The sequence below is a fragment of the Amycolatopsis sp. CA-211722 genome, assembly GCF_056828465.1.
Genome location: NZ_CP184752.1, coordinates 7,172,492 through 7,190,927, shown reverse-complemented (window position 1 = coordinate 7,190,927; position 18,436 = coordinate 7,172,492). Strand labels below are relative to the sequence as shown.

The window sequence follows — 18,436 nt, the reverse complement described above, 5'->3', positions numbered from 1 at the left end:
ATGGACTATGAGGCCGTGACGGAGTTCGAAACCGACGGCGACACTGAGACGCTCTCGGCGCTGCCGCAGACGGGCGAACGCGAGGTCGAGACCACGCTGCGCCCGCGCAAGCTCGACGAGTTCGTCGGCCAGCCGCGAGTGCGTGAACAGCTCGAACTCGTCCTGGAAAGCGCGCGGCGCCGGGGTGTGCCGCCGGATCACGTCCTGCTCTCGGGCCCGCCGGGGCTGGGCAAGACGAGTATGGCGATGATCGTCGCCGCCGAACTCGACGCCGCCATCCGCATCACCTCCGGGCCGGCGCTGGAACGCGCGGGCGATCTGGCCGCGATGCTGTCCAACCTGGCACCCGGCGACGTCCTGTTCATCGACGAGATCCACCGCATCGCCCGTCCCGCCGAGGAGATGCTGTACCTCGCGATGGAGGACTTCCGTGTCGACGTCGTCGTCGGCAAGGGCCCCGGCGCCACCAGCATCCCGCTGGAGATCGCGCCGTTCACGCTGGTCGGGGCCACGACGAGGTCCGGTTCGCTGACCGGTCCGCTGCGTGACCGGTTCGGTTTCACCGGACAGATGGAGTTCTACAGCGACGCCGAACTGGAGCTCGTCGCCCGCCGGGCGGCCACGATCCTCGACATCGACATCGACCGGGACGGCTGCGCGGAGATCGCCCGCCGGTCCCGCGGCACACCCCGGATCGCGAACCGGCTCCTGCGCCGGGTACGCGACTACGCCGAGGTCAGGGCCGACGGCAAGGTCACGCGCAAGATCGCGCGTGCCGCGCTGGAGGTCTACGACGTCGACGAACTCGGTCTCGACCGGCTCGACCGCGCGGTGCTGACCGCGCTGGTCCGCTCCTTCGGCGGCGGCCCGGTCGGCGTGTCCACGCTGGCCGTCGCGGTGGGGGAGGAACCGACCACCGTCGAAGAGGTGTGTGAGCCTTACCTGGTCCGCGCCGGTATGCTCGCCCGCACTCCTCGCGGCCGGGTCGCCACAGCGGCCGCGTGGGAACACCTCGGCCTGCCGGTCCCGGCCGGTGCCACCCGTGGTGAGCAGGGCGGACCGACCCTGTTCGACCAGGACTGACCGGACCGTTCACGCGGTCCGGGGCCCGTGGTGACGACGGGTGGTGGTGGAGTTTCCGCTGGCACCTGGCACACTCGGAGAGAGCACACCCCGCCAAACCGGACAAAACAGCGCACCGCGCGGCGTCCGCTCGAAATGGAGAATCATGAACCAGTTATTGCTGCCGCTGCTCCTGATGCTCGTTGTGGCGATTCCGCTCGTCATGGGCACCCGTAAGCAGAAGAAGGCGGCGGCAGCGCAGCAGGAGCTGCTCTCGAGCCTGGCTCCCGGTGACCGGGTGATGACCACCTCCGGTCTCTACGCGTCTGTCGCCGACGCTTCCGCCGACACCACGATCGACCTCGAGATCGCTCCGGGCGTCGTGACCACCTGGCTGCGCCAGGCCGTCCGCGAGAAGGTCGAGCCGGTCGTGGAGACCGACGAGGACGCCACCGACGCCACCGACACCGACGAGGTCGTCGAGGCGCCGGTCGTCGAGTCGAAGGACGACGAGCGCGTCGAGGAGAAGTCGGGCGCGCAGATCGCTCCTCCGCTGGAGCACGGCAAGAAGTAGCGCTGGTAAGGCCATCCCCGACACCAGACTTTCGTAGGTGCGGGGCCAACGCCGGGCTCACGCAGCACCGAGTAGTGTCTCGGTGCTGCGTGCGTGTCCGTCGTCATAGTCGTGCTCGTTCGCGGTACCGCCGGACTCCCGTCCTGTGAGTGAACAGCCAAGTCCATTGGGGAAAAACCCAGTCCGTCCGAGGAGACCGAAGCACAGTGGCCGCACCGGCCGGGCATCTCCGCCCGGGACGCTATCTCGCCTTCTTCGCCCTGATCGTGGTCGCGCTGTACGCCCTGGTGTTCTTCACCGGTAGCGGCAAGCCGACGCCGAAGCTCGGCATCGATCTGCAAGGCGGCACGAGGGTCACCCTGTCCGCCCGAAACCCCGACGGCGGCGACCCTCCGCGAGAGTCCCTCGAACAGGCCCGCTCGATCATCGAGCGCCGGGTCAACGGTATCGGCGTCAGCGGCACCGAGGTCGTCCTCGACGGCAGCAACGTCGTCATCACCGTCCCCGGTGAGCAGGGCGACCAGGCCAAGACCCTGGGCAAGACCGCGAAGCTGGGCTTCCGGAAGGTCGTGACGTCGCAGCCGGTGACCCCGGTCCAGCAGCCGTCGGCTCCGCCCGCTTCCGGCGCGCCGTCTTCGGCGCCGCCGCCCTCTCCGGGCGCGAGCGCCCCGCCGACCAGCCCGGCCAACGGTGGCGGTGGAGCGGCAGGCGCGCCGCAGCAGCAGGGCGACTCCGACGAGCAGACCAAGAAGGAGATCGAGGAGGCCCGGAGTCTCCGGCAGAACCCCGATCTGCTCTCGACGGACCAGGCGAAGCAGGCCGCGGCCGCCGAGAAGGCCTTCGCGGCCCTCAACTGCGACCCCAAGGTGTCGGACCCGCTGGTCGGCAATGACCTCACCGACAAACCGCTCGTCGCCTGCGGTGACAAGAACACCATGAAGTACCTGCTGGAGCCGGAGTTCCTGCCCGGAACCGAGATCTCCGACGCCTCCTCGGGCTACGACACCCAGAACTCCCAGTGGGTCGTCAACCTGAACTTCAAGGGCGAGGGCTCCCGGATCTGGGGCGACTTCACCTCGAAGAACGTCCAGAAGCAGGCCGCGTTCGTCCTCGACACGCAGGTCGTCTCCGCGCCGACCATCCAGTCCGCGATTTTGGGCGGACAGACCCAGATCACCGGCCGGTTCAGCCAGACCGAGGCGAAGGACCTGGCGGACGTGCTGAAGTACGGCTCGCTGCCGCTGTCGTTCGAGTCCTCGGACGCGACGACGGTGTCCGCGACGCTGGGTCTCGCGTCGCTGCAGGCCGGCCTGATCGCCGGTGGTCTCGGCCTCCTGATCGTCTTCATCTACTGCTTGTTCTATTACCGGCTGCTGGGTGTGCTGACGATCCTGTCGCTCGCCTTGTCGTTCTCGCTGGTCTACGCGGTACTGGTGCTGCTGGGACGGTGGATCGGGTACACCCTCGACCTCGCCGGCGTGGCGGGCCTGATCATCGCGATCGGTATCACCGCCGACTCGTTCGTCATCTATTTCGAACGCTTGAAGGACGAGATCCGGGAAGGCAGGACGTTCCGCTCCGCGGTGCCGCGAGGCTGGTCTCGTGCCCAGCGCACGATTCTGGCGTCGGACGCGGTCAGCTTCCTCGCCGCGGCCATCCTGTACTGGCTGGCCGTCGGTGAGGTCAAGGGCTTCGCGTTCACGCTCGGCATGTCGACGGTCCTCGACCTCGTCGTGGTCTACCTCGTGACCCACCCGCTGGTCTCGATGGTGTCGCGCTCGAAGTCGAAGTTCCTGTCCAACCCCAAGAACCTCGGCCTCGGTGCCGTTCAGCAGGTGGGCTCGGAGCGCAAGGCGGCCCGTCCGGCCGCCGGCCGCCCGAACGTCAAGGAGGCGTGACCGTGGTCGACGACAACACCACCACCGCGGGCAAGCGCGAGAGCATCTTCCGCCGCCTCTATGTGGGCACGGGCGCGTTCGACGTGGTCGGCAAGCGCAAGCGCTGGTACCTCTTCTTCGGCGCGCTGGTGCTGGTCTGCATCGCGTCGATGGGGATCAAGGGCTTCAACTTCGGGATCGACTTCGAAGGCGGCACCCAGATCCAGCTGCCCGCCAACGGCAAGAACGGGCAGATCAGCGAGCAGCAGGCCAAGGACGTCTTCTCCGAGGCTCTCGGCCGCCCGGCCGACGAGGCGCAGAAGGTCGGCAGCGGCGCTTCGTCGACCATCCAGCTCCGTTCGGACACCCTGGACGCCGCCGAGGTCGCCAAGATCAAGGAAGCGCTGTTCCGCGACCTCGGCCCGATCGGGTCCAACGGGCAGCCGAGTGTCCAGGCCATCAGTGACAGCGCGGTCAGCGCGTCCTGGGGCGGGGAGATCTCGCGCCAGGCGTTGATCGCGCTCGGGGTGTTCCTCCTGGCGGTCACGCTGTTCCTGGCGTTGTACTTCGACACCAGGATGGCCGCCGCGGCGCTGATCTCGCTCCTGCACGACATCGTGGTGACGGCGGGTGTGTACTCGCTGATCGGCTTCGAGGTCACGCCGGCGACGGTGATCGGTCTGCTGACGATCCTCGGGTTCTCGCTGTACGACACGGTGGTGGTGTTCGACAAGGTCCGCGAGAACACGCGTGGCCTGCTCGGGCTCACCCGCCGTACCTTCGGCGAGGCCGCCAACCTGGCGCTGAACCAGACGCTGATGCGGTCGTTCAACACGGCGCTGATCGCGATGCTGCCGATCCTCGGGCTGCTCGTCGTCGGGTACATCCTGCTCGGCTCGGGCACCCTGCAGGACCTCGCGCTGGTGCAGCTCACCGGCACCCTGGTCGGCGTGCTGTCCTCGGTCGCGCTGGCCACCCCGCTGCTGGTGGACCTGAAGATGCGTGACCCGAAGTTCCGCCAGCAGGCGGACCGGGTCGCCGCGCGGCGCGCGAACCAGGCCCGCAAGGCCGCCGAGCGCGACGACGACTTCGACCCGAACGACGAGGACGCGCTGGCCGCCGAGCTCCGCAAGGAGAAGGCGTACGCCGCGGCGGCGAGTGTTCCCGCGCGGAACCAGAAGGCCCACAAGGGCCGTCCGTCGGGCAAGCGCAAGAGGTAATCCCGGCCGTCGAACGCTATGAACGGTCCGTTCCTTGCAAATTTCGCAAGGAACGGACCGTTCATAGTGTTCAGGGACCCGGAAGCACGACTGGAGAGCAGGAAGTACATGGAGCTGGACAGGGCACTCGACCTCATCGCCGACGTACCGGACTTCCCGGAACCCGGCGTGCTGTTCCGGGACCTGAGCCCGCTGTTCGCCGACGCGGCGGGCTTCAAGGCCGTGACCGACGCGCTGGCCGCCACCGTCGACCCGGACGTCGATCTGCTGGCCGGGGTGGAGGCGCGTGGGTTCCTGCTGGCCGCCGCCGTCGGTTACGCCCGTGGTCTCGGCGTCGCGTTGATCCGCAAGCCGGGCAAGCTGCCCCGGGTCGCGGGGAGGGTCGGCTACACGCTGGAGTACGGCACCGCGACCGTCGAACTCCCCGAAGGCGTCGTCGAGCCCGGCCAGCGTGTCGCGATCCTCGACGACGTGCTCGCCACCGGTGGCACGGTCGCGGCCACCTGCAAACTGCTGGAAGACGCGAAAGCGCAGGTCACCGGCGTTTCGGTGGTCATGGAACTCGGCGCGCTCGGTGGTCGTTCCGTGCTCGAGGGGCGCCGTGTGGAGGCCCTCCGGGTGTGTTGACCGGGCGTACCAAGTGAGCCGCGAGGGGGAGCGGTTACCCTTGATGTCCGAAGGCCGCACGAAGCGCAGGAGGTGCGGGTGAGCCAAGAGCTCGATGCCGCGGTGTCCTCGAAGGACGGCACCGAGCAGAACGGTGTGGCGCGACAGGGGGCGGCGCCGACGCCGTCCGCGACGCGCCGCGTGCGCGCCCGTCTCGCCCGCCGGATCACCGCGCAGCGCGCCGCACCGGTCAAGCAGGTTCTCGAACCGCTCGCCGTCATCCACCGCGAGCTGCATCCCAACGCGGACCTCGCACAGCTCCAGCGCGCCTACGACGTCGCCGAGGAGCTGCACCGCGAGCAGCGGCGCAAGTCCGGCGACCCGTACATCACGCATCCGCTCGCCGTCGCGACCATCCTCGCCGAACTCGGCATGGACACCACGACGCTGGTCGCGGCCCTGCTGCACGACACCGTCGAAGACACCGGCTACTCGCTGGAGAGCCTGAAGGCCGACTTCGGTGAGAAGGTCGGCGAGCTCGTCGACGGCGTCACCAAATTGGACAAGGTCAAACTCGGCACGGCCGCCGAGGCCGAGACCATCCGCAAGATGGTCATCGCGATGGCGCGTGACCCGCGTGTGCTGGTCATCAAGCTGGCCGACCGGCTGCACAACATGCGCACGATGCGCTTCCTGCCGCCGGAGAAGCAGGCCCGCAAGGCGCGCGAGACCCTGGAGGTCCTCGCCCCGCTGGCGCACCGGCTCGGCATGGCGACGGTCAAATGGGAGCTGGAGGACCTGGCCTTCGCCATCCTGCAGCCGAAGAAGTACGACGAGATCGTCCGTCTCGTGGCCGATCGCGCGCCTTCGCGCGACACGTACCTGCGGTCGGTGATCACCGAGCTGACCGGCAATCTCGAAGGCTCGCGGATCACCGCCAAGGTCGAGGGCCGCCCGAAGCACTACTACTCGATCCACCAGAAGATGATCGTCCGCGGCCGCGACCTCGACGACATCCACGACCTGGTGGGCGTGCGGATCCTGGTCGAAGACGTCCGTGACTGCTACGCCGCGATGGGCGTCGTCCACGCGCTGTGGCAGCCGGTCCCCGGCCGGTTCAAGGACTACATCGCGCAGCCTCGGTTCGGTGTGTACCAGTCGTTGCACACCACCGTGATCGGGCCGGACGGCAAACCGCTGGAAGTCCAGATCCGTACCTACGAGATGCACCGCACCGCCGAGTACGGCATCGCCGCGCACTGGCGGTACAAGGAGACCAAGGGCACCCACAACGGGAACGCCATGGACGTCGACGAGATGGCGTGGATGCGCCAGCTCCTCGACTGGCAGCGTGAAGCGGCGGATCCGGGCGACTTCCTGGAGTCGCTGCGCTACGAACTCGCCTCGCGCGAGATCTTCGTGTTCACGCCCAAGGGTGACGTGATCACGTTGCCGGTCGATTCGACGCCGGTGGACTTCGCCTACGCCGTGCACACCGAGGTCGGCCACCGGTGCATCGGGGCCCGCGTCAACGGCAGGCTCGTCGCGCTCGAGCGCAAGCTGGAGAACGGCGAGGTCATCGAGATCTTCACCTCTAAGGCCGAGACGGCGGGTCCGAGCCGCGACTGGCTCCAGTTCGCCGGTTCGCCCAAGGCGCGCGCGAAGATCCGGCAGTGGTTCGCCAAGGAACGCCGCGACGAGGCGATCGAAGGCGGCAAGGAGGCCATCACCAAGGAGGTCCGCAAGGTCGGCCTCCCGATCCAGCGGCTGGTCTCCGCCGAGTCGATGGGCGCGGTCGCCACCGAACTGCGGCATCCCGACATCAGTTCGCTGTACGCGGCCGTCGGCGAGGGCCACACCAGCGCGAAGCACGTCGTGCAGCGGCTGGTCGCGCTGATCGGCGGCGTCGACGAGGCGGAGGAGGAGCTCGCCGAGCGCGCGACACCGTCCACGGTCACCCGCCGCCGCGGCTCGAACGACGTCGGCGTCGTGGTGAAGGGCGCCAGCGACATCTGGGCCAAGCTCGCCCGCTGCTGCACGCCGGTGCCGGGCGACGAGATCCTCGGTTTCGTCACGCGCGGCGGTGGCGTCAGCGTGCACCGGACCGACTGCACCAACGCCGACGACCTGCGGGCCCAGCCCGAGAGGCTGGTCGAGGTCGAATGGGCGCCGTCGGCGTCTTCGGTGTTCCTCGTCGCGATCCAGGTCGAGGCGCTGGACCGGCACCGGTTGCTCTCGGACGTCACGAAGGTGCTCGCGGACGAGAAGGTCAACATCCTGTCCGCGTCGGTGACGACGTCGCGAGACAGGGTCGCGGTCAGCCGGTTCTCGTTCGAGATGGGCGACCCGAAGCATCTCGGGCACGTGCTGAAGGTGGTCCGGGGAGTCGAAGGCGTTTACGACGTGTATCGGGTCACTTCGGCTTCGTGACCGCCGGTGGGTCCCGGCTACAGTCCGAGGATGACTGACGGGTTCGAATTCACTCGCGACGGCGAGGTCGCGCGGCTGACGTTCACCAGGCCGGAGAAGATGAACGCGATCACCTACGGGATGTGGTCGGCGATCCCGGACGTGGTGGCGCGGGTGGAGGCGGATCCGGCGATCAAGGTTCTCGTGCTGACCGGCGCGGGCGCGCATTTCTCGGCGGGCGCGGATATCAGCGAGTTCCGGGAGCTGCGGTCCACCGCCGACGCGGCCGAGACCTACGACAAGGCCGTCGACGGGGCCGTGGCGGCGCTGACGGCGTCGCGGAAGCCGACCGTCGCGATGATCCAGGGCAACTGCATCGGCGGCGGCTGCCAGATCTCGGTCGCGTGCGACTTCCGCTTCGCCGCGGAGGGCTCGCGCTTCGGCATCACGCCGGCGAAGCTCGGGATCGTCTACCACTTCGACTCGACACGGCAGCTCGTCTCACTGGTCGGCGCCGCGAACGCGAAGTACTTCCTGCTCTCGGGCGAGCTCGTCGACGCGCGGCGGGCACGGGAGATCGGGCTGCTCAACGACGTCTTCCCGGCCGACGAGCTGGAGGCCGCGACCGGGAAGTTCGTCGAGACGCTGGCTTCGCGTTCGCAGGCCTCGGTGCGCGGGATGAACCGGATCATCGAGAAGATCGTGGCGGGACAACAGGAATCCGACGCCGAGGTCGACGAGATCCGGCTCGGTGCCCTGCACGGCGAGGACTACGCCGAGGGAGTGGCCGCGTTCCTGGCGCGGCGGCCGCCGAAGTTCACCTACCGCTGAGCTAGATCTCGTCCCAGGGATTGCTTTCGTACGCTTCGGTGAGGATCCGCCCCGTCTCCGGAGCGAACGGCAGCACGACGTCGTCCACCGACGCCACCGGCCACCCGATCGACTCCGAATTGGTCAGGAACACGGCGTCGAACCCGGGAAGATCCGCGGGGTGGACGTCGCGGGTCTCCTGTGGGATCCCGTTTCGTTCGAGGCCGCGACGCACCAGTTGCTGACTGATGCCATCGAGCACCGGCGCCTGCGGCCAGACCACCTTGCCGCCGTCGAGGAAACCGACGTTCCAGATCGACGCCTCGCTGACCCGGCCCTGGTAGTCGATGAACAGCGCGTCGTCGTATCCCGCCAGCTTCGCCTCGCGCGTGTGGTGGAGCAGCCCGAACGTACCGACGTGCTTGACCTCCGGGAGAACCCGCTCGTAGCGCACGGATCGCAGGCGCAGCGGGGTCATCTCGTGCTCTCGGGGCGGTCCGACACGGACCAGGACATCCGGTGCGGCCGGCGCGCCCGGATCGGACCAGTCCAACGCCCGCGAGAAGATCAGCACCCGCACGGACAGCGCGTCCTCACCGCGGATGGCCTGCCGTACGTACCCGCGCACCGCCTCGGTGTCGAGGTCGTGGGCGAACATGCGCCGCGTGCTCGTCACGAGACGACGGAGGTGGATGTCCAGCCCGCGGACCTTGCCGTCGCGGACCTGCATCGCGGTGAAGTGGCCATAGCCGAACGCGCCCGCCAGGTCTTCCGACCGGGCGGGCGCGCCGTTGACTTCCAGCTTCACGTCAGGCGTTGACCGTGACGCCGGTGAACTTGACCTCGGTGTTGGGCGGGCCGGTGCCGTCGCCGTTGCCTGCCTGCGCGTTCGCGCCCGCCTTGGCGACCTTGTCGAGCACCTTCAGGCCCTCGTCGGAGATGCTGCCGAAGACCGAGTAGTCCGGGGACAGTTCGGCCTCGCCGTAGACCATGAAGAACTGGCTACCACCCGAGTTCGGCTGCTGCGTCTTCGCCATCGCGAGGATGCCGCGGCCGTACTTGATCTCCTGGAAAGCTTCGTCCGGCATGGTGTAGCCCGGGCCGCCCCTGCCGCTGGCCTCGGGGTCACCGCACTGCAGCATCTGCAGGCCGGTGGTGCCGAGCCGGTGGCATTTGGTGTCGTTGAAGTAGCCCTGCTGGGAGAGACTGATGAAGCTCTGCACGGCGCACGGGGCGAGCGCGCGGTCGAGCGTCAGCGGGATGTCGCCCGCGGTGCTCTTCAGCACGACGTTCACCGTGCCGTTCGAGGAGACGTCCTTGCCCTCCGGCTTGTTCACCTTCTTCGAAGCCGGCTTGGTGGTGTCGTCCTTGTAGTCGCAGGCCACCGGGTTCGCCAGCGGCGTCGGCCGCTTCGGCATCGGAGCGCGCTCCGTGGGGATGGTGACCTCGGGGGTCGGAGGGGCCGAGCTCTGGGAAGCGTCGGAGGCGGCATCGTCACCACTGTTGCTGCTGACGATCCACCACACCGCGCCCGCCACGATGGCGACGACACCGACGACCGCCACCGAGCCGACGATCCTGCGCCGCTTGGCCTGTTCGGCCCGTCGCACGATCTGTCGCTCGAGCTTGCGCTTCGCGGCTTCGCGGCGCTGCTGGTTGGTCGGCACCCGCCCTCCCGGTTTCCACTCGATGTCACACGTCTGAGGTAGCGGGAGTCTATTGGCACAGCCTGTGAGGCCCCCGTACAGGGGCCGCTAGGCTTACTTGATCGTGATCAGGGCCATCCTGTCACCTGTTCGGCGGAAGAACTGAGGAGGCGTTTCGTGCTGGTTGTCGGTTTTCCGACAGGCCCCCTCGAAGCCAACTGCTACCTGCTCGCCCCTAGGCCCGGCGGGGGGTGCGTGATCGTCGATCCCGGGGAGGACGTCGCCGAACCGCTCGAGGCCGCGCTTTCCACGCACGGCCTGACGCCGGTCGCGATGCTCGCCACCCACGGCCACCCCGATCACGTCGCTTCGGCGGACGAGATCGGCGCGCGCCACGGAATACCTCTCTATCTGCACGAGGCGGACCGGCCACTCCTCGGCCGGGACGCCGGAGAACGGAAGGACGGGATCGTGCCACTCGCCGATGGCCCGCTCGCGCTGGCCGGTCTGGAGATCACGGTGTCCGGTACACCGGGGCACACCGCCGGTTCGGTGGTGTTCGGGCTGACCTCCGCCGAGGGCGGCCGGATCGTGCTCACCGGGGACAGCCTGTTCGCCGGTTCGATCGGCCGGTCCGCCGGGGACGGTGCCGAGCTCGTGCGGTCGCTCGGTGCCAAGGTGCTGACCATGCCCGACGAAACCGTCGTTCTCCCGGGCCACGGCCCGGCCACCACGATCGGGCAGGAGCGGGCGGGAAACCCGTTCCTGGCCGGGACGGGCGCGTGATGACCGAGCCGGCCGGGACCCCGGAGACCCCCGAACGTCTCCCGCTGTTCCACGACGACCCCAAGCTGCGCCGCAGGCGGGGCTGCTCCAGCGTCGCCGGGGTCGTGATCTTCGCGGCCGCGTTCGGCGGGATCGCCGGACTGATCGGCGGTGAGATCGCCGGGCTCGTGGTCGCCGGAGTGATCGCGGTACCGCTGCTCTACATCATGTTCTACAACCTGAGGCGCCGGGTCTGGCTCGAAGGCGACACGCTCATCGTGCGGACCTGGGGTGTGCGGCGGATCGACCTGACCGCGGCCGAGCGCATCGACCTGGTGATCAGCGACGTGCGCGGCACCCGGACGGTGAGCCTGCTGGTCAACGCCGGCAAGCGCCGCAAGGTCGCGAAGGTCGACCTGGCCGTGTATTCCGGCGCGGGCGGCCGGGAACTGGGCATCCTGCAGCTGCGCAAGCTGGCGAACGCGCTGCTGAACAACACCGACGCGAACGGCCTGGTGTTCTCGGAACTGCTGGTGGCCCAGCTGAAGTCGGAGGCGCGCGGGGACGCGGCGGCGGAACGGCCGCTCTACCGGCTGGCCTCGGCGGCGCCCGCCGGGAAGTACATCCAGCGCTTCACGATGGAGGCGGTCAGCCGCTTCGTGGCGACGCTGGACTGAAGTGGGGAATCCCGCTGAGTGTCATGAAAGGGCCGTTCAGGACGAAAAGTGTCCTGAACGGCCCTTTCATGACACTTGCCCGGGCCGGCTGGCCGCCGTTTCCAGCTTCTCCAGCCGCGCCTTGATCTCCTCCAGCTGATAGACGATCTCCGGCAGCTCGCCCGCGGCGAAGGTCGCCAGCCGTTCCGAGTGCTTGAGCGTCGATCGCACGTCGTCGAGCACGGCGGCGATCTTGGGTACCGCCTCGACCGCTTCCAGCGTCGAGACGAGCACGCGCCGCGCGACGGCGGTCAGCTGCCTGGGGACGGCGAACACGGCGAACATGGCCCCTCCGATCACGCGGCGAACCTCGGGTGCGGCCTCTTCGTACCCGACTCCGGCCCGTGATCGCGCGGCGGGCTCGCGCTTTGGGGCGCTTGTGGCTACAGGGACTCTTGGGGCTCTCGCGAGGCGATCAGCGCGGCCAGCACGGTGGTGACCGGGACCGCCGCGACGATGCCGACGCTTCCGGCCAGCGTCCGGACGATCTCCTGCGCGATCTCTTCCGCGCCGAGGATCGAGCCGAGCCCGACCCCGGACAGCGACGTGTACAGCAGCACCGGCAGCGCCGCGCCCGCGTAGGCCATGACGAGCGTGTTGACCGCCGAGCCGACGTGGTCGCGGCCGATCCGCAGGCCCGCGCCGTACAGCTCCCGCCAGCCGAGCGCCGGGTTCGCCCGCCGGAGCTCCCACACCGCGCTCGTCTGCGTCACGGTGACGTCGTCCAGCACACCGAGCGCGCCGATCACGACACCGGCCAGCAGCAGGCCGCGCGCGTCGATCCCGTGCCCGAGCGAACCGATCAGCTGTGAGGTGCTGTCGTCGAGCCCGGTCAGCGACGCCGCGGCCGAGAAGATCGCGGAGAGGACGCCGATCAGGACCAGGCTCACCAAAGTGCCCAGCACCGCCACCGAGGTTCTCGCGGACAACCCGTGCGTCAGGTACAGCGCGACGAACATGATCGCCCCCGCGCCCGCTATCGCCACCAGCAGCGGGCTTTCCCCGGCGAGGATCGACGGCAGCACGAAGAACGCCAGCACCAGGAAGCTCAGCCCCAGCGCGGCCAGCGCGGCGAGCCCCCGCCAGCGGCCCAGCACGATCACCGCGAGCGCGAACAAACCGGCGAGCAGGAGCAGCGGGGTTCCGCGCTGGAAGTCGACGATCTGGAACGACGCGGGGTTCGCGACGTCGCCGCCGTTGTAGGACAGCACCACGTCGTCGCCTGCGGCGAACCGCGGCGTGCTCGGCTCGATGGGAAGCGTGAGCTTCAGCGACTTCCCGGTCCCTGGGCCATCGGTCATCGTCAGCTCGCTGGTGAGACACGGTTTCGCGTCCGGCGGCGGCTCGCCGACCTGCACCTGCCCTTCGGCGAGACACGGGCCGGTGATCGTCCTGGTGATCGTCGCGTTCACCGGTGTTCCCTGGGGGAAGACGCTTTTCGCCGGCTCCCCGCCCCACGGGTAGAGCACGATCATCCCGGCGACGGTGGCGACGGCGAGCGGGATCAGCAGCCACATCAGCAGGAGCCGGACCCGGTGCGACGCCGGTGCCGCCGGCCCGTGACCGTGCGAGTGCCCGTGGCCGACCGGTTCGGGCTTCGGTTCCGGCGCACGACGACGGCCCGATTCAGCCTGCCGTGGCCGCTGGGCCGGGGGACGGGGGCGCCGGGCCCCCTCGGGCGGCGGTGTCCGGCGCGGCGAACGGGGCGTTCCGGGCGAACGATCGGACGGAGTGTCCGTAACCCGGCGAATCGGGCCGGTGTCGTCGTCGGAGATGTCGCGGCGGTTCACCCGCACATCCTCCACAGTCGGCGGCGCGTGCCGCACACGGCCTAGCCGAACGCCTGCCGGAGGTGGACACGGCGATAGGCCGAAGGCGGGGTGTCGAAGTGATCGAGGAAGGCCTGGCGCAGTGTCTCGGTCGAGCCGAAACCGCACCGTCTCGCGATCGAGGTCAGCGGAAGTTCGGTGCCGCACAACAGTTTCGCGGCGTTCTCGGTCCTCGCCGCCCGTACGTACCTGCTGGGCGTGGTGCTCAGATGCGCGTCGAACAGCCTGGTCAGCTGCCGGGTGCTGATCCCGGCCCGTGCGGCGAGGACGGCGGCGCCGAGATCGCCGGCGAGGTGTTCCGCGACGTACGCGGTGATGTCACGGACCAGCCGGTTCTCCGGCGGCGGGCCGGAGAGGAACATGCTCACCTGCGCCTGGTTGCCCGGCCGCTGCAGGTAGGTCACCAGCATGCGGGCGACCTCCCTGGCCACACTCGGGCCGAGGTCGGCCTCGACGAACGCGAGGGTGAGGTCGATCCCGCTGGTCACTCCTGCCGCCGTGTAGACGTTGCCGTCGCGCACGTACAGCGGCACCGGATCGACGTTCACCCGCGGGTAGCTCGTCGCGAGCCGGTTCGCGAACCGCCAGTGCGTGGTGGCGCGCCGTCCGTTGAGCAGCCCGCACGCGGCGAGCACCGTGGCGCCGGTGCACACCGAAGCGACACGACGGCTCTGCTGCGCGAGCCTGCGGACGTGGGTGACGATCCTCGGGTCGGCGGCGGCCGCCTCGTGCCCGGTGCCGCCCGCGACGATGAGGGTGTCCAGTTCGCCGGTGACCTGGTCGAGCCGGTGCTGTGCCTGCAGCGTCAGCCCGGACTCGCAGCGGATGCCGCGCCCGTCGACGCTCGCGAGCATGATCTCGTACCCCGGCTTGCCACCGAGTTTGGTCGCGGCGTCCAGGACGTCCGAGGGACCGGCGATATCGAGCAACTCGGCGTTGCTGTAGCCGACGATCAACACTCGTCTGGGTGAACCCGGCATGATCGAACGCTACCAGTAGTGCCCGGCCGTCGGACGTTGTTCGCAGGAATCCGGACATCCGGGCCACCGCGGTCCCGCTCCTGCGCCACCGTTGTCCCATGACAGACGACAAGAAGACGATCGCGTTCGTGGTGTACCCGGGGATGACCCCGCTGGACATGGTCGGGCCACTGACCGTGCTGGACGGGATGGCGAGCACGGCGCAGGAGTACCGGACGGTCGTGGTCGGTGAGACGAAGGACGCGGTCACCACCGACAACCCGCTGAAGCTCGTGGCGACCCACACCTACGACGAAGTCCCGTCGCCGTACGCGCTGCTCGTACCCGGCGGCGCCGCGCCGACGCTGAAGGCGCTCGCCGACGAGAAACTGGTCGGGTATCTGCGGACCGCCGGGGCGAACGCGGAACTCGTGACCTCGGTGTGCACGGGATCGCTGCTGCTGGGGCAGGCCGGGCTGCTGAAGGGCCGCAAAGCCGCGACGCACTGGATGTTCCGCGAACTGCTGGGCGCTTTCGGCGCGGAGCCCGTCGCCGAGCGCTGGGTCGAGGACGGGAACGTGATCACCGCCGCCGGGGTGTCGGCGGGGATCGACCTCGCCCTGCACCTGGTCGAGCGGCTCGTCGGCGCCGAGATCGCCAGGACGATCCAGTTCGTCATCGAATACGACCCCGAGCCGCCCCAGGGGCCGCTCGACTGGTCGAAGCGGCCGTACGGGGACCTCAAGCCGCTGCTGGAGCACACCCTGAACGAGGCACTCGCGGACGAACCCGCGTTGCGGGACAAGCTGCTCGCGCACACCGGGAAGTAGAGACGGCCATCCGGGTGAGAAACCACTGTTCCGGGGAGGGCACCGGGTTACATTCTGGTCATCCGTCCAGGTGATAGGTGGTTCGTGGAGTTCAAGGTGCTCGGCCCGCTCGCGGCCTCGGTCCCGCTGCCGTCGGCGGCTCAGCCCCGTCGGGTGCTCGCGGTGCTCCTGTCCAGGCCGAACGAGTTCGTCCACCGGGACACCCTCGTGGACGAACTCTGGCCGCAGGGCCCGCCGTCGAGTGCCGCCGCGGTCGTGCAGATGGCGGTCTCCAAGCTGCGCAAGGCGTTGTCGCCCGGTGTCCCGGTGGACGACGCCCGGCAGCGGTTGCGGTCCGGCCGGAGCGGCTACCGGCTGACGGTGTCGGGCGGGGAACTGGACGTCAGCGCGTTCGCCGAGCTGACCACCGCGGCCGCGAAGACGACCGGTGCCGAACGCGGGGCGCTGCTCGACCAGGCGCTGGGGTTGTGGCGTGGCCGGGCCTTCGCCGACGTTCCGGTCGGCCCGCTGGTGGAAGCGCACCGGCTGTGGCTGGAGGACCAGCGGAGTTCAGTGCTGGGCAAGCTCGTCGAGCTGGAACTGGCGGCCGGCGACCATAAGGCGGTCGCCGACCGGTTGGGACCCGAACTGGCCGACCGGCCGGGTGACGAGCGCCTGGCCGGGTGGCTGGCCGAGGCACTGCACGGGCTCGGGCGGCGGGACGCGGCGCTGGCCGTCCTCGACCGGTGCCGTCGGGCGCTGTGGGAGCACACCGGGGTCCTGCCGGGGGAGGATCTGCTCGCGGCGCATCGCCGGATCGCGGGCACCGGCTGGTCCGCGGGCGGCACGCCGTGCCGGCTGCCCTCGGCGACACCGGATTTCATCGGCAGGACAAGGGAACTGGCGGACGTGGGGCGCGCCCTGCGCGGTCCGGCACCGGTCGTGCTGCATGGAGCGGCGGGGTCGGGGAAGAGCGCATTGGCCGTCCAGGCCGCGTGGCGGGTGCGCAAGCGGTTCCCGGACGGGCAGCTCGTCGCCGATCTGCGTGACACCGGCGACGTGCTCGCCGGGTTCCTCGGCGCGCTCGGCCTCGCGGAGGCGGAGATCCCCGCCGACCGGGCCGGGCGGATCTCGTTGTGGCAGAGCCACACCGCGGACCGGCGGTTGCTCGTGGTCCTCGAGAACTGCCGGTCCGAGACCGAGGTACGGCCGCTGCTGCCGACCGGTCCCGGCTGCGCGGCGATCGTCACGACGCGGCGGCGGCTGGCCGGGCTCGTCGGCGCCAGGCCCGTCGAAGTCGGTGCGCTGCCCGACGCGGAAGCACGGGAACTGCTCGGCGCGATCGCCGGTGAGTCCCGAGTGTCCGCCGAACCCGACGCGGTCCGCCGGGTGCTGGCCTGTTGCGACGGGCTCGCGCTGGCGGTGCGGGCGGCGGGGATGAAGCTGCTGCAGCGGCCGCGGCTGAGCGTCGCCGAGTTCGCGGCGCGTCTGGAGAACGAACGCCTGCGCATCGACGAACTCGCCGCCGGGGACTTCGGTGTCGGCCCGGTGCTCGCCGATGCCCTCGCCGAGCTGTCGCCACGACAGCGGAAATCCCTGCGGATGCTCGGTTTCCCCGGCGCCACCGAGTTCGCCGGCTGGTTCGCGGCGGCCATGCTCGGCGGCTCGGCCGTCGAGGCGGCCGAACTGCTCGACGAGCTGGTGGACGACCACCTGCTGCGCGCCGAGCCCGATCGAACGGGTGTCCTCCGGTACCGGCTACCGGCCCTGACCCGGCTCGCGCTCCGGGAACCGCCGGATCCCGGAGCTCTTCGGCGCGCGCTGACGGCCATGGCGGCGTTGTCCGAACACGCGCTGGCAGCACTCGGCGCCGAGTACCCGCCGCGCCGGCGAGCGGACGTCCCGGCGGCTGTGGCTGATCGTGTCGCGGCCGACCCGATCGGCTGGCGTGACACGGAATCGGCGAATCTCGCGCTCGCCGTCCGGACCGCGAAGAACCACGGTTGGACCGAGCTGGCCATGCGGCTCGCCGACGCCTACAGCGATCTCGTCGGCCCGGCGAAAGGCGGATCCCCGGCCTGGCTCGGCTTCGGCATCGTGCGCGATCGCGTCGATCTCCCCGCCGAGGCGGGAAAGCTGCTCAAGCTCGGGCACGCCCACGCCGACGCCGGGGATCTGGCCCGGGCGCGAACCTGCTTCTCGTTGGCGGAGAACAGGTTCCGCTCCGTGGGTGATCATCCGGGCACCGGGTCCGCGTTGATCGCGCTCGCCGACGTCGACGCCGACACCGGGCGGACCGGAGCGGCGGTCCACGCGCTGAGGGAGGCACTGGACCTGCTGCGGGACTGCGGTGACCTGGCCGGGCAGGCGACGGCGTCGGCGCAGTTCGGCTCGCTGTGGGACGACCTCGGCGATTTCCGGCGGGCGAAGGAATGCTTCGACGCGAGCCTGCTGCTTTCGCTCCATTGCGAGGACGGGCGCCAGCACGACAGGTCCGCCAAACGGTACGCCGACGTCCTGCGCCGCAACGGGCGGATGGACGAGGCGGGCGAGCTGCTGACGAGCGCGCTGATCGGCACGCGCAGCTCGCGAGAACGCCATTGGGAGGCGCACGTCCTCCGGAGCTTCGGCGACCTCCACGCGAAGAACGGCGACGCGGGGGAGAGCGAACGATGCCTCTCGCGGTCGCTGGAGCTGTTCGACTACGTCGGCCACCGGCATGCCGCCGCCTACACGCACCGGAGCTTCGGCGAATCGCTGCGTCTGGCGGGTGAGCACGGCCGCGCCGCCGAGCACCTGAGCCTGGCGATGAGCACCTTCCGTGAACTCGGAGACCGCCGGGGCGGTGGATACGCGCTGCTCAGCTTCGGGCGCCTGCGAGCCGCCGAAGGCGTCGCGACCGAAGCCGCCGAAGGACTCCGGACCGCCGCGGGGCTGTTCCGTGAACTGGGCTTCCCGGTGTGGGAATTGCGCGCGCTCAAGGATCTGTCCGCCATGGGCCAGAACGGGTCCCAGCGCGACCGGGCTCGTGAAGCCTTGACGAAGATCCGCTTCGGGGCGACCCCGGCCTAGCCCGGTGGGCGACCGCCGGGCGCGGCGTTTGGCGAAGTTATGGCACCGGGGTGTTGACTCCTGCTCAAGTGAGCGGACTTCG

General features: G+C 69.8%; 16 protein-coding genes. 11 read left to right on the top strand and 5 right to left on the bottom strand.

Annotated elements, in window-relative coordinates; translation table 11 throughout:
- The 7 genes from ruvB to ACOCEP_RS33740 all read left to right on the top strand — a co-directional run bounded on the left by ruvB (position 1) and on the right by ACOCEP_RS33740 (position 8,579).
- Positions 1 to 1,083: a Holliday junction branch migration DNA helicase RuvB gene (gene ruvB, locus ACOCEP_RS33770; RefSeq protein ID WP_482333375.1), complete on the top strand. Its 1,083-nt coding sequence runs from the start codon at positions 1 to 3 to the stop codon at positions 1,081 to 1,083.
- A gap of 145 nt (positions 1,084 to 1,228) precedes the next feature.
- Positions 1,229 to 1,636 carry a preprotein translocase subunit YajC gene (yajC, locus tag ACOCEP_RS33765; RefSeq protein ID WP_482333373.1) on the top strand — a complete coding sequence of 136 codons (408 nt, stop codon included), beginning with the start codon at positions 1,229 to 1,231 and terminating at the stop codon, positions 1,634 to 1,636.
- Between the two features lie 206 nt (positions 1,637 to 1,842).
- A complete protein-coding gene (secD, locus tag ACOCEP_RS33760; protein ID WP_482333371.1) occupies positions 1,843 to 3,534 on the top strand; it encodes a protein translocase subunit SecD in 1,692 nt (563 codons plus the stop codon).
- A complete protein-coding gene (gene secF, locus ACOCEP_RS33755) occupies positions 3,531 to 4,733 on the top strand; it encodes a protein translocase subunit SecF (protein ID WP_482333369.1) in 1,203 nt (400 codons plus the stop codon). The genes secD and secF overlap by 4 nt, the downstream gene beginning before the upstream one ends.
- Positions 4,734 to 4,841: 108 nt before the next feature.
- On the top strand, positions 4,842 to 5,360 hold the full coding sequence (locus ACOCEP_RS33750; RefSeq protein ID WP_482333367.1) for an adenine phosphoribosyltransferase: 519 nt from the start codon (positions 4,842 to 4,844) through the stop codon (positions 5,358 to 5,360).
- Positions 5,361 to 5,438: 78 nt separating this feature from the next.
- The gene (locus tag ACOCEP_RS33745) at positions 5,439 to 7,769 is read left to right on the top strand and encodes a RelA/SpoT family protein (protein ID WP_482333365.1); all 2,331 of its coding nucleotides are present in this window, start codon (positions 5,439 to 5,441) and stop codon (positions 7,767 to 7,769) included.
- Between the two features lie 30 nt (positions 7,770 to 7,799).
- Complete coding sequence (locus tag ACOCEP_RS33740; RefSeq protein ID WP_482333363.1) at positions 7,800 to 8,579, top strand: enoyl-CoA hydratase/isomerase family protein; 780 nt, start codon at positions 7,800 to 7,802, stop codon at positions 8,577 to 8,579.
- 1 nt (position 8,580) lies between these two features.
- Here ACOCEP_RS33740 and ACOCEP_RS33735 read toward each other — a convergent pair whose 3' ends face one another.
- Both ACOCEP_RS33735 and ACOCEP_RS33730 read right to left on the bottom strand, forming a co-directional pair.
- Complete coding sequence (locus ACOCEP_RS33735) at positions 8,581 to 9,366, bottom strand: aminotransferase class IV family protein (RefSeq protein WP_482333360.1); 786 nt, start codon at positions 9,364 to 9,366, stop codon at positions 8,581 to 8,583.
- A gap of 1 nt (position 9,367) precedes the next feature.
- The gene (locus tag ACOCEP_RS33730) at positions 9,368 to 10,225 is read right to left on the bottom strand and encodes a peptidylprolyl isomerase (RefSeq protein ID WP_482333358.1); all 858 of its coding nucleotides are present in this window, start codon (positions 10,223 to 10,225) and stop codon (positions 9,368 to 9,370) included.
- A 156-nt stretch (positions 10,226 to 10,381) separates the two neighbouring features.
- Here ACOCEP_RS33730 and ACOCEP_RS33725 point away from each other — a divergent pair, with 156 nt between their 5' ends.
- Complete coding sequence (locus ACOCEP_RS33725) at positions 10,382 to 10,990, top strand: MBL fold metallo-hydrolase (protein WP_482333356.1); 609 nt, start codon at positions 10,382 to 10,384, stop codon at positions 10,988 to 10,990.
- Positions 10,990 to 11,646 (top strand): hypothetical protein, encoded by a 657-nt coding sequence (locus ACOCEP_RS33720; RefSeq protein ID WP_482333355.1) that lies wholly within the window; start codon positions 10,990 to 10,992, stop codon positions 11,644 to 11,646. The genes ACOCEP_RS33725 and ACOCEP_RS33720 overlap by 1 nt, the downstream gene beginning before the upstream one ends.
- Positions 11,647 to 11,712: 66 nt before the next feature.
- Here ACOCEP_RS33720 and ACOCEP_RS33715 read toward each other — a convergent pair whose 3' ends face one another.
- From ACOCEP_RS33715 to ACOCEP_RS33705, 3 genes are all read right to left on the bottom strand, one after another.
- The gene (locus tag ACOCEP_RS33715) at positions 11,713 to 11,985 is read right to left on the bottom strand and encodes a hypothetical protein (protein WP_482333353.1); all 273 of its coding nucleotides are present in this window, start codon (positions 11,983 to 11,985) and stop codon (positions 11,713 to 11,715) included.
- Positions 11,986 to 12,068: 83 nt separating this feature from the next.
- On the bottom strand, positions 12,069 to 13,475 hold the full coding sequence (locus ACOCEP_RS33710) for a YibE/F family protein (protein ID WP_482333352.1): 1,407 nt from the start codon (positions 13,473 to 13,475) through the stop codon (positions 12,069 to 12,071).
- A gap of 41 nt (positions 13,476 to 13,516) precedes the next feature.
- Complete coding sequence (locus ACOCEP_RS33705; RefSeq protein WP_482333351.1) at positions 13,517 to 14,494, bottom strand: GlxA family transcriptional regulator; 978 nt, start codon at positions 14,492 to 14,494, stop codon at positions 13,517 to 13,519.
- A gap of 98 nt (positions 14,495 to 14,592) precedes the next feature.
- On the opposite strand from ACOCEP_RS33705, the gene ACOCEP_RS33700 reads away from it, so the two are divergent.
- Both ACOCEP_RS33700 and ACOCEP_RS33695 read left to right on the top strand, forming a co-directional pair.
- Positions 14,593 to 15,303: a DJ-1/PfpI family protein gene (locus ACOCEP_RS33700; protein WP_482333350.1), complete on the top strand. Its 711-nt coding sequence runs from the start codon at positions 14,593 to 14,595 to the stop codon at positions 15,301 to 15,303.
- Positions 15,304 to 15,387: 84 nt separating this feature from the next.
- Positions 15,388 to 18,354: an AfsR/SARP family transcriptional regulator gene (locus ACOCEP_RS33695; RefSeq protein ID WP_482333349.1), complete on the top strand. Its 2,967-nt coding sequence runs from the start codon at positions 15,388 to 15,390 to the stop codon at positions 18,352 to 18,354.
- The last annotated feature ends 82 nt before the right edge of the window (positions 18,355 to 18,436 follow it).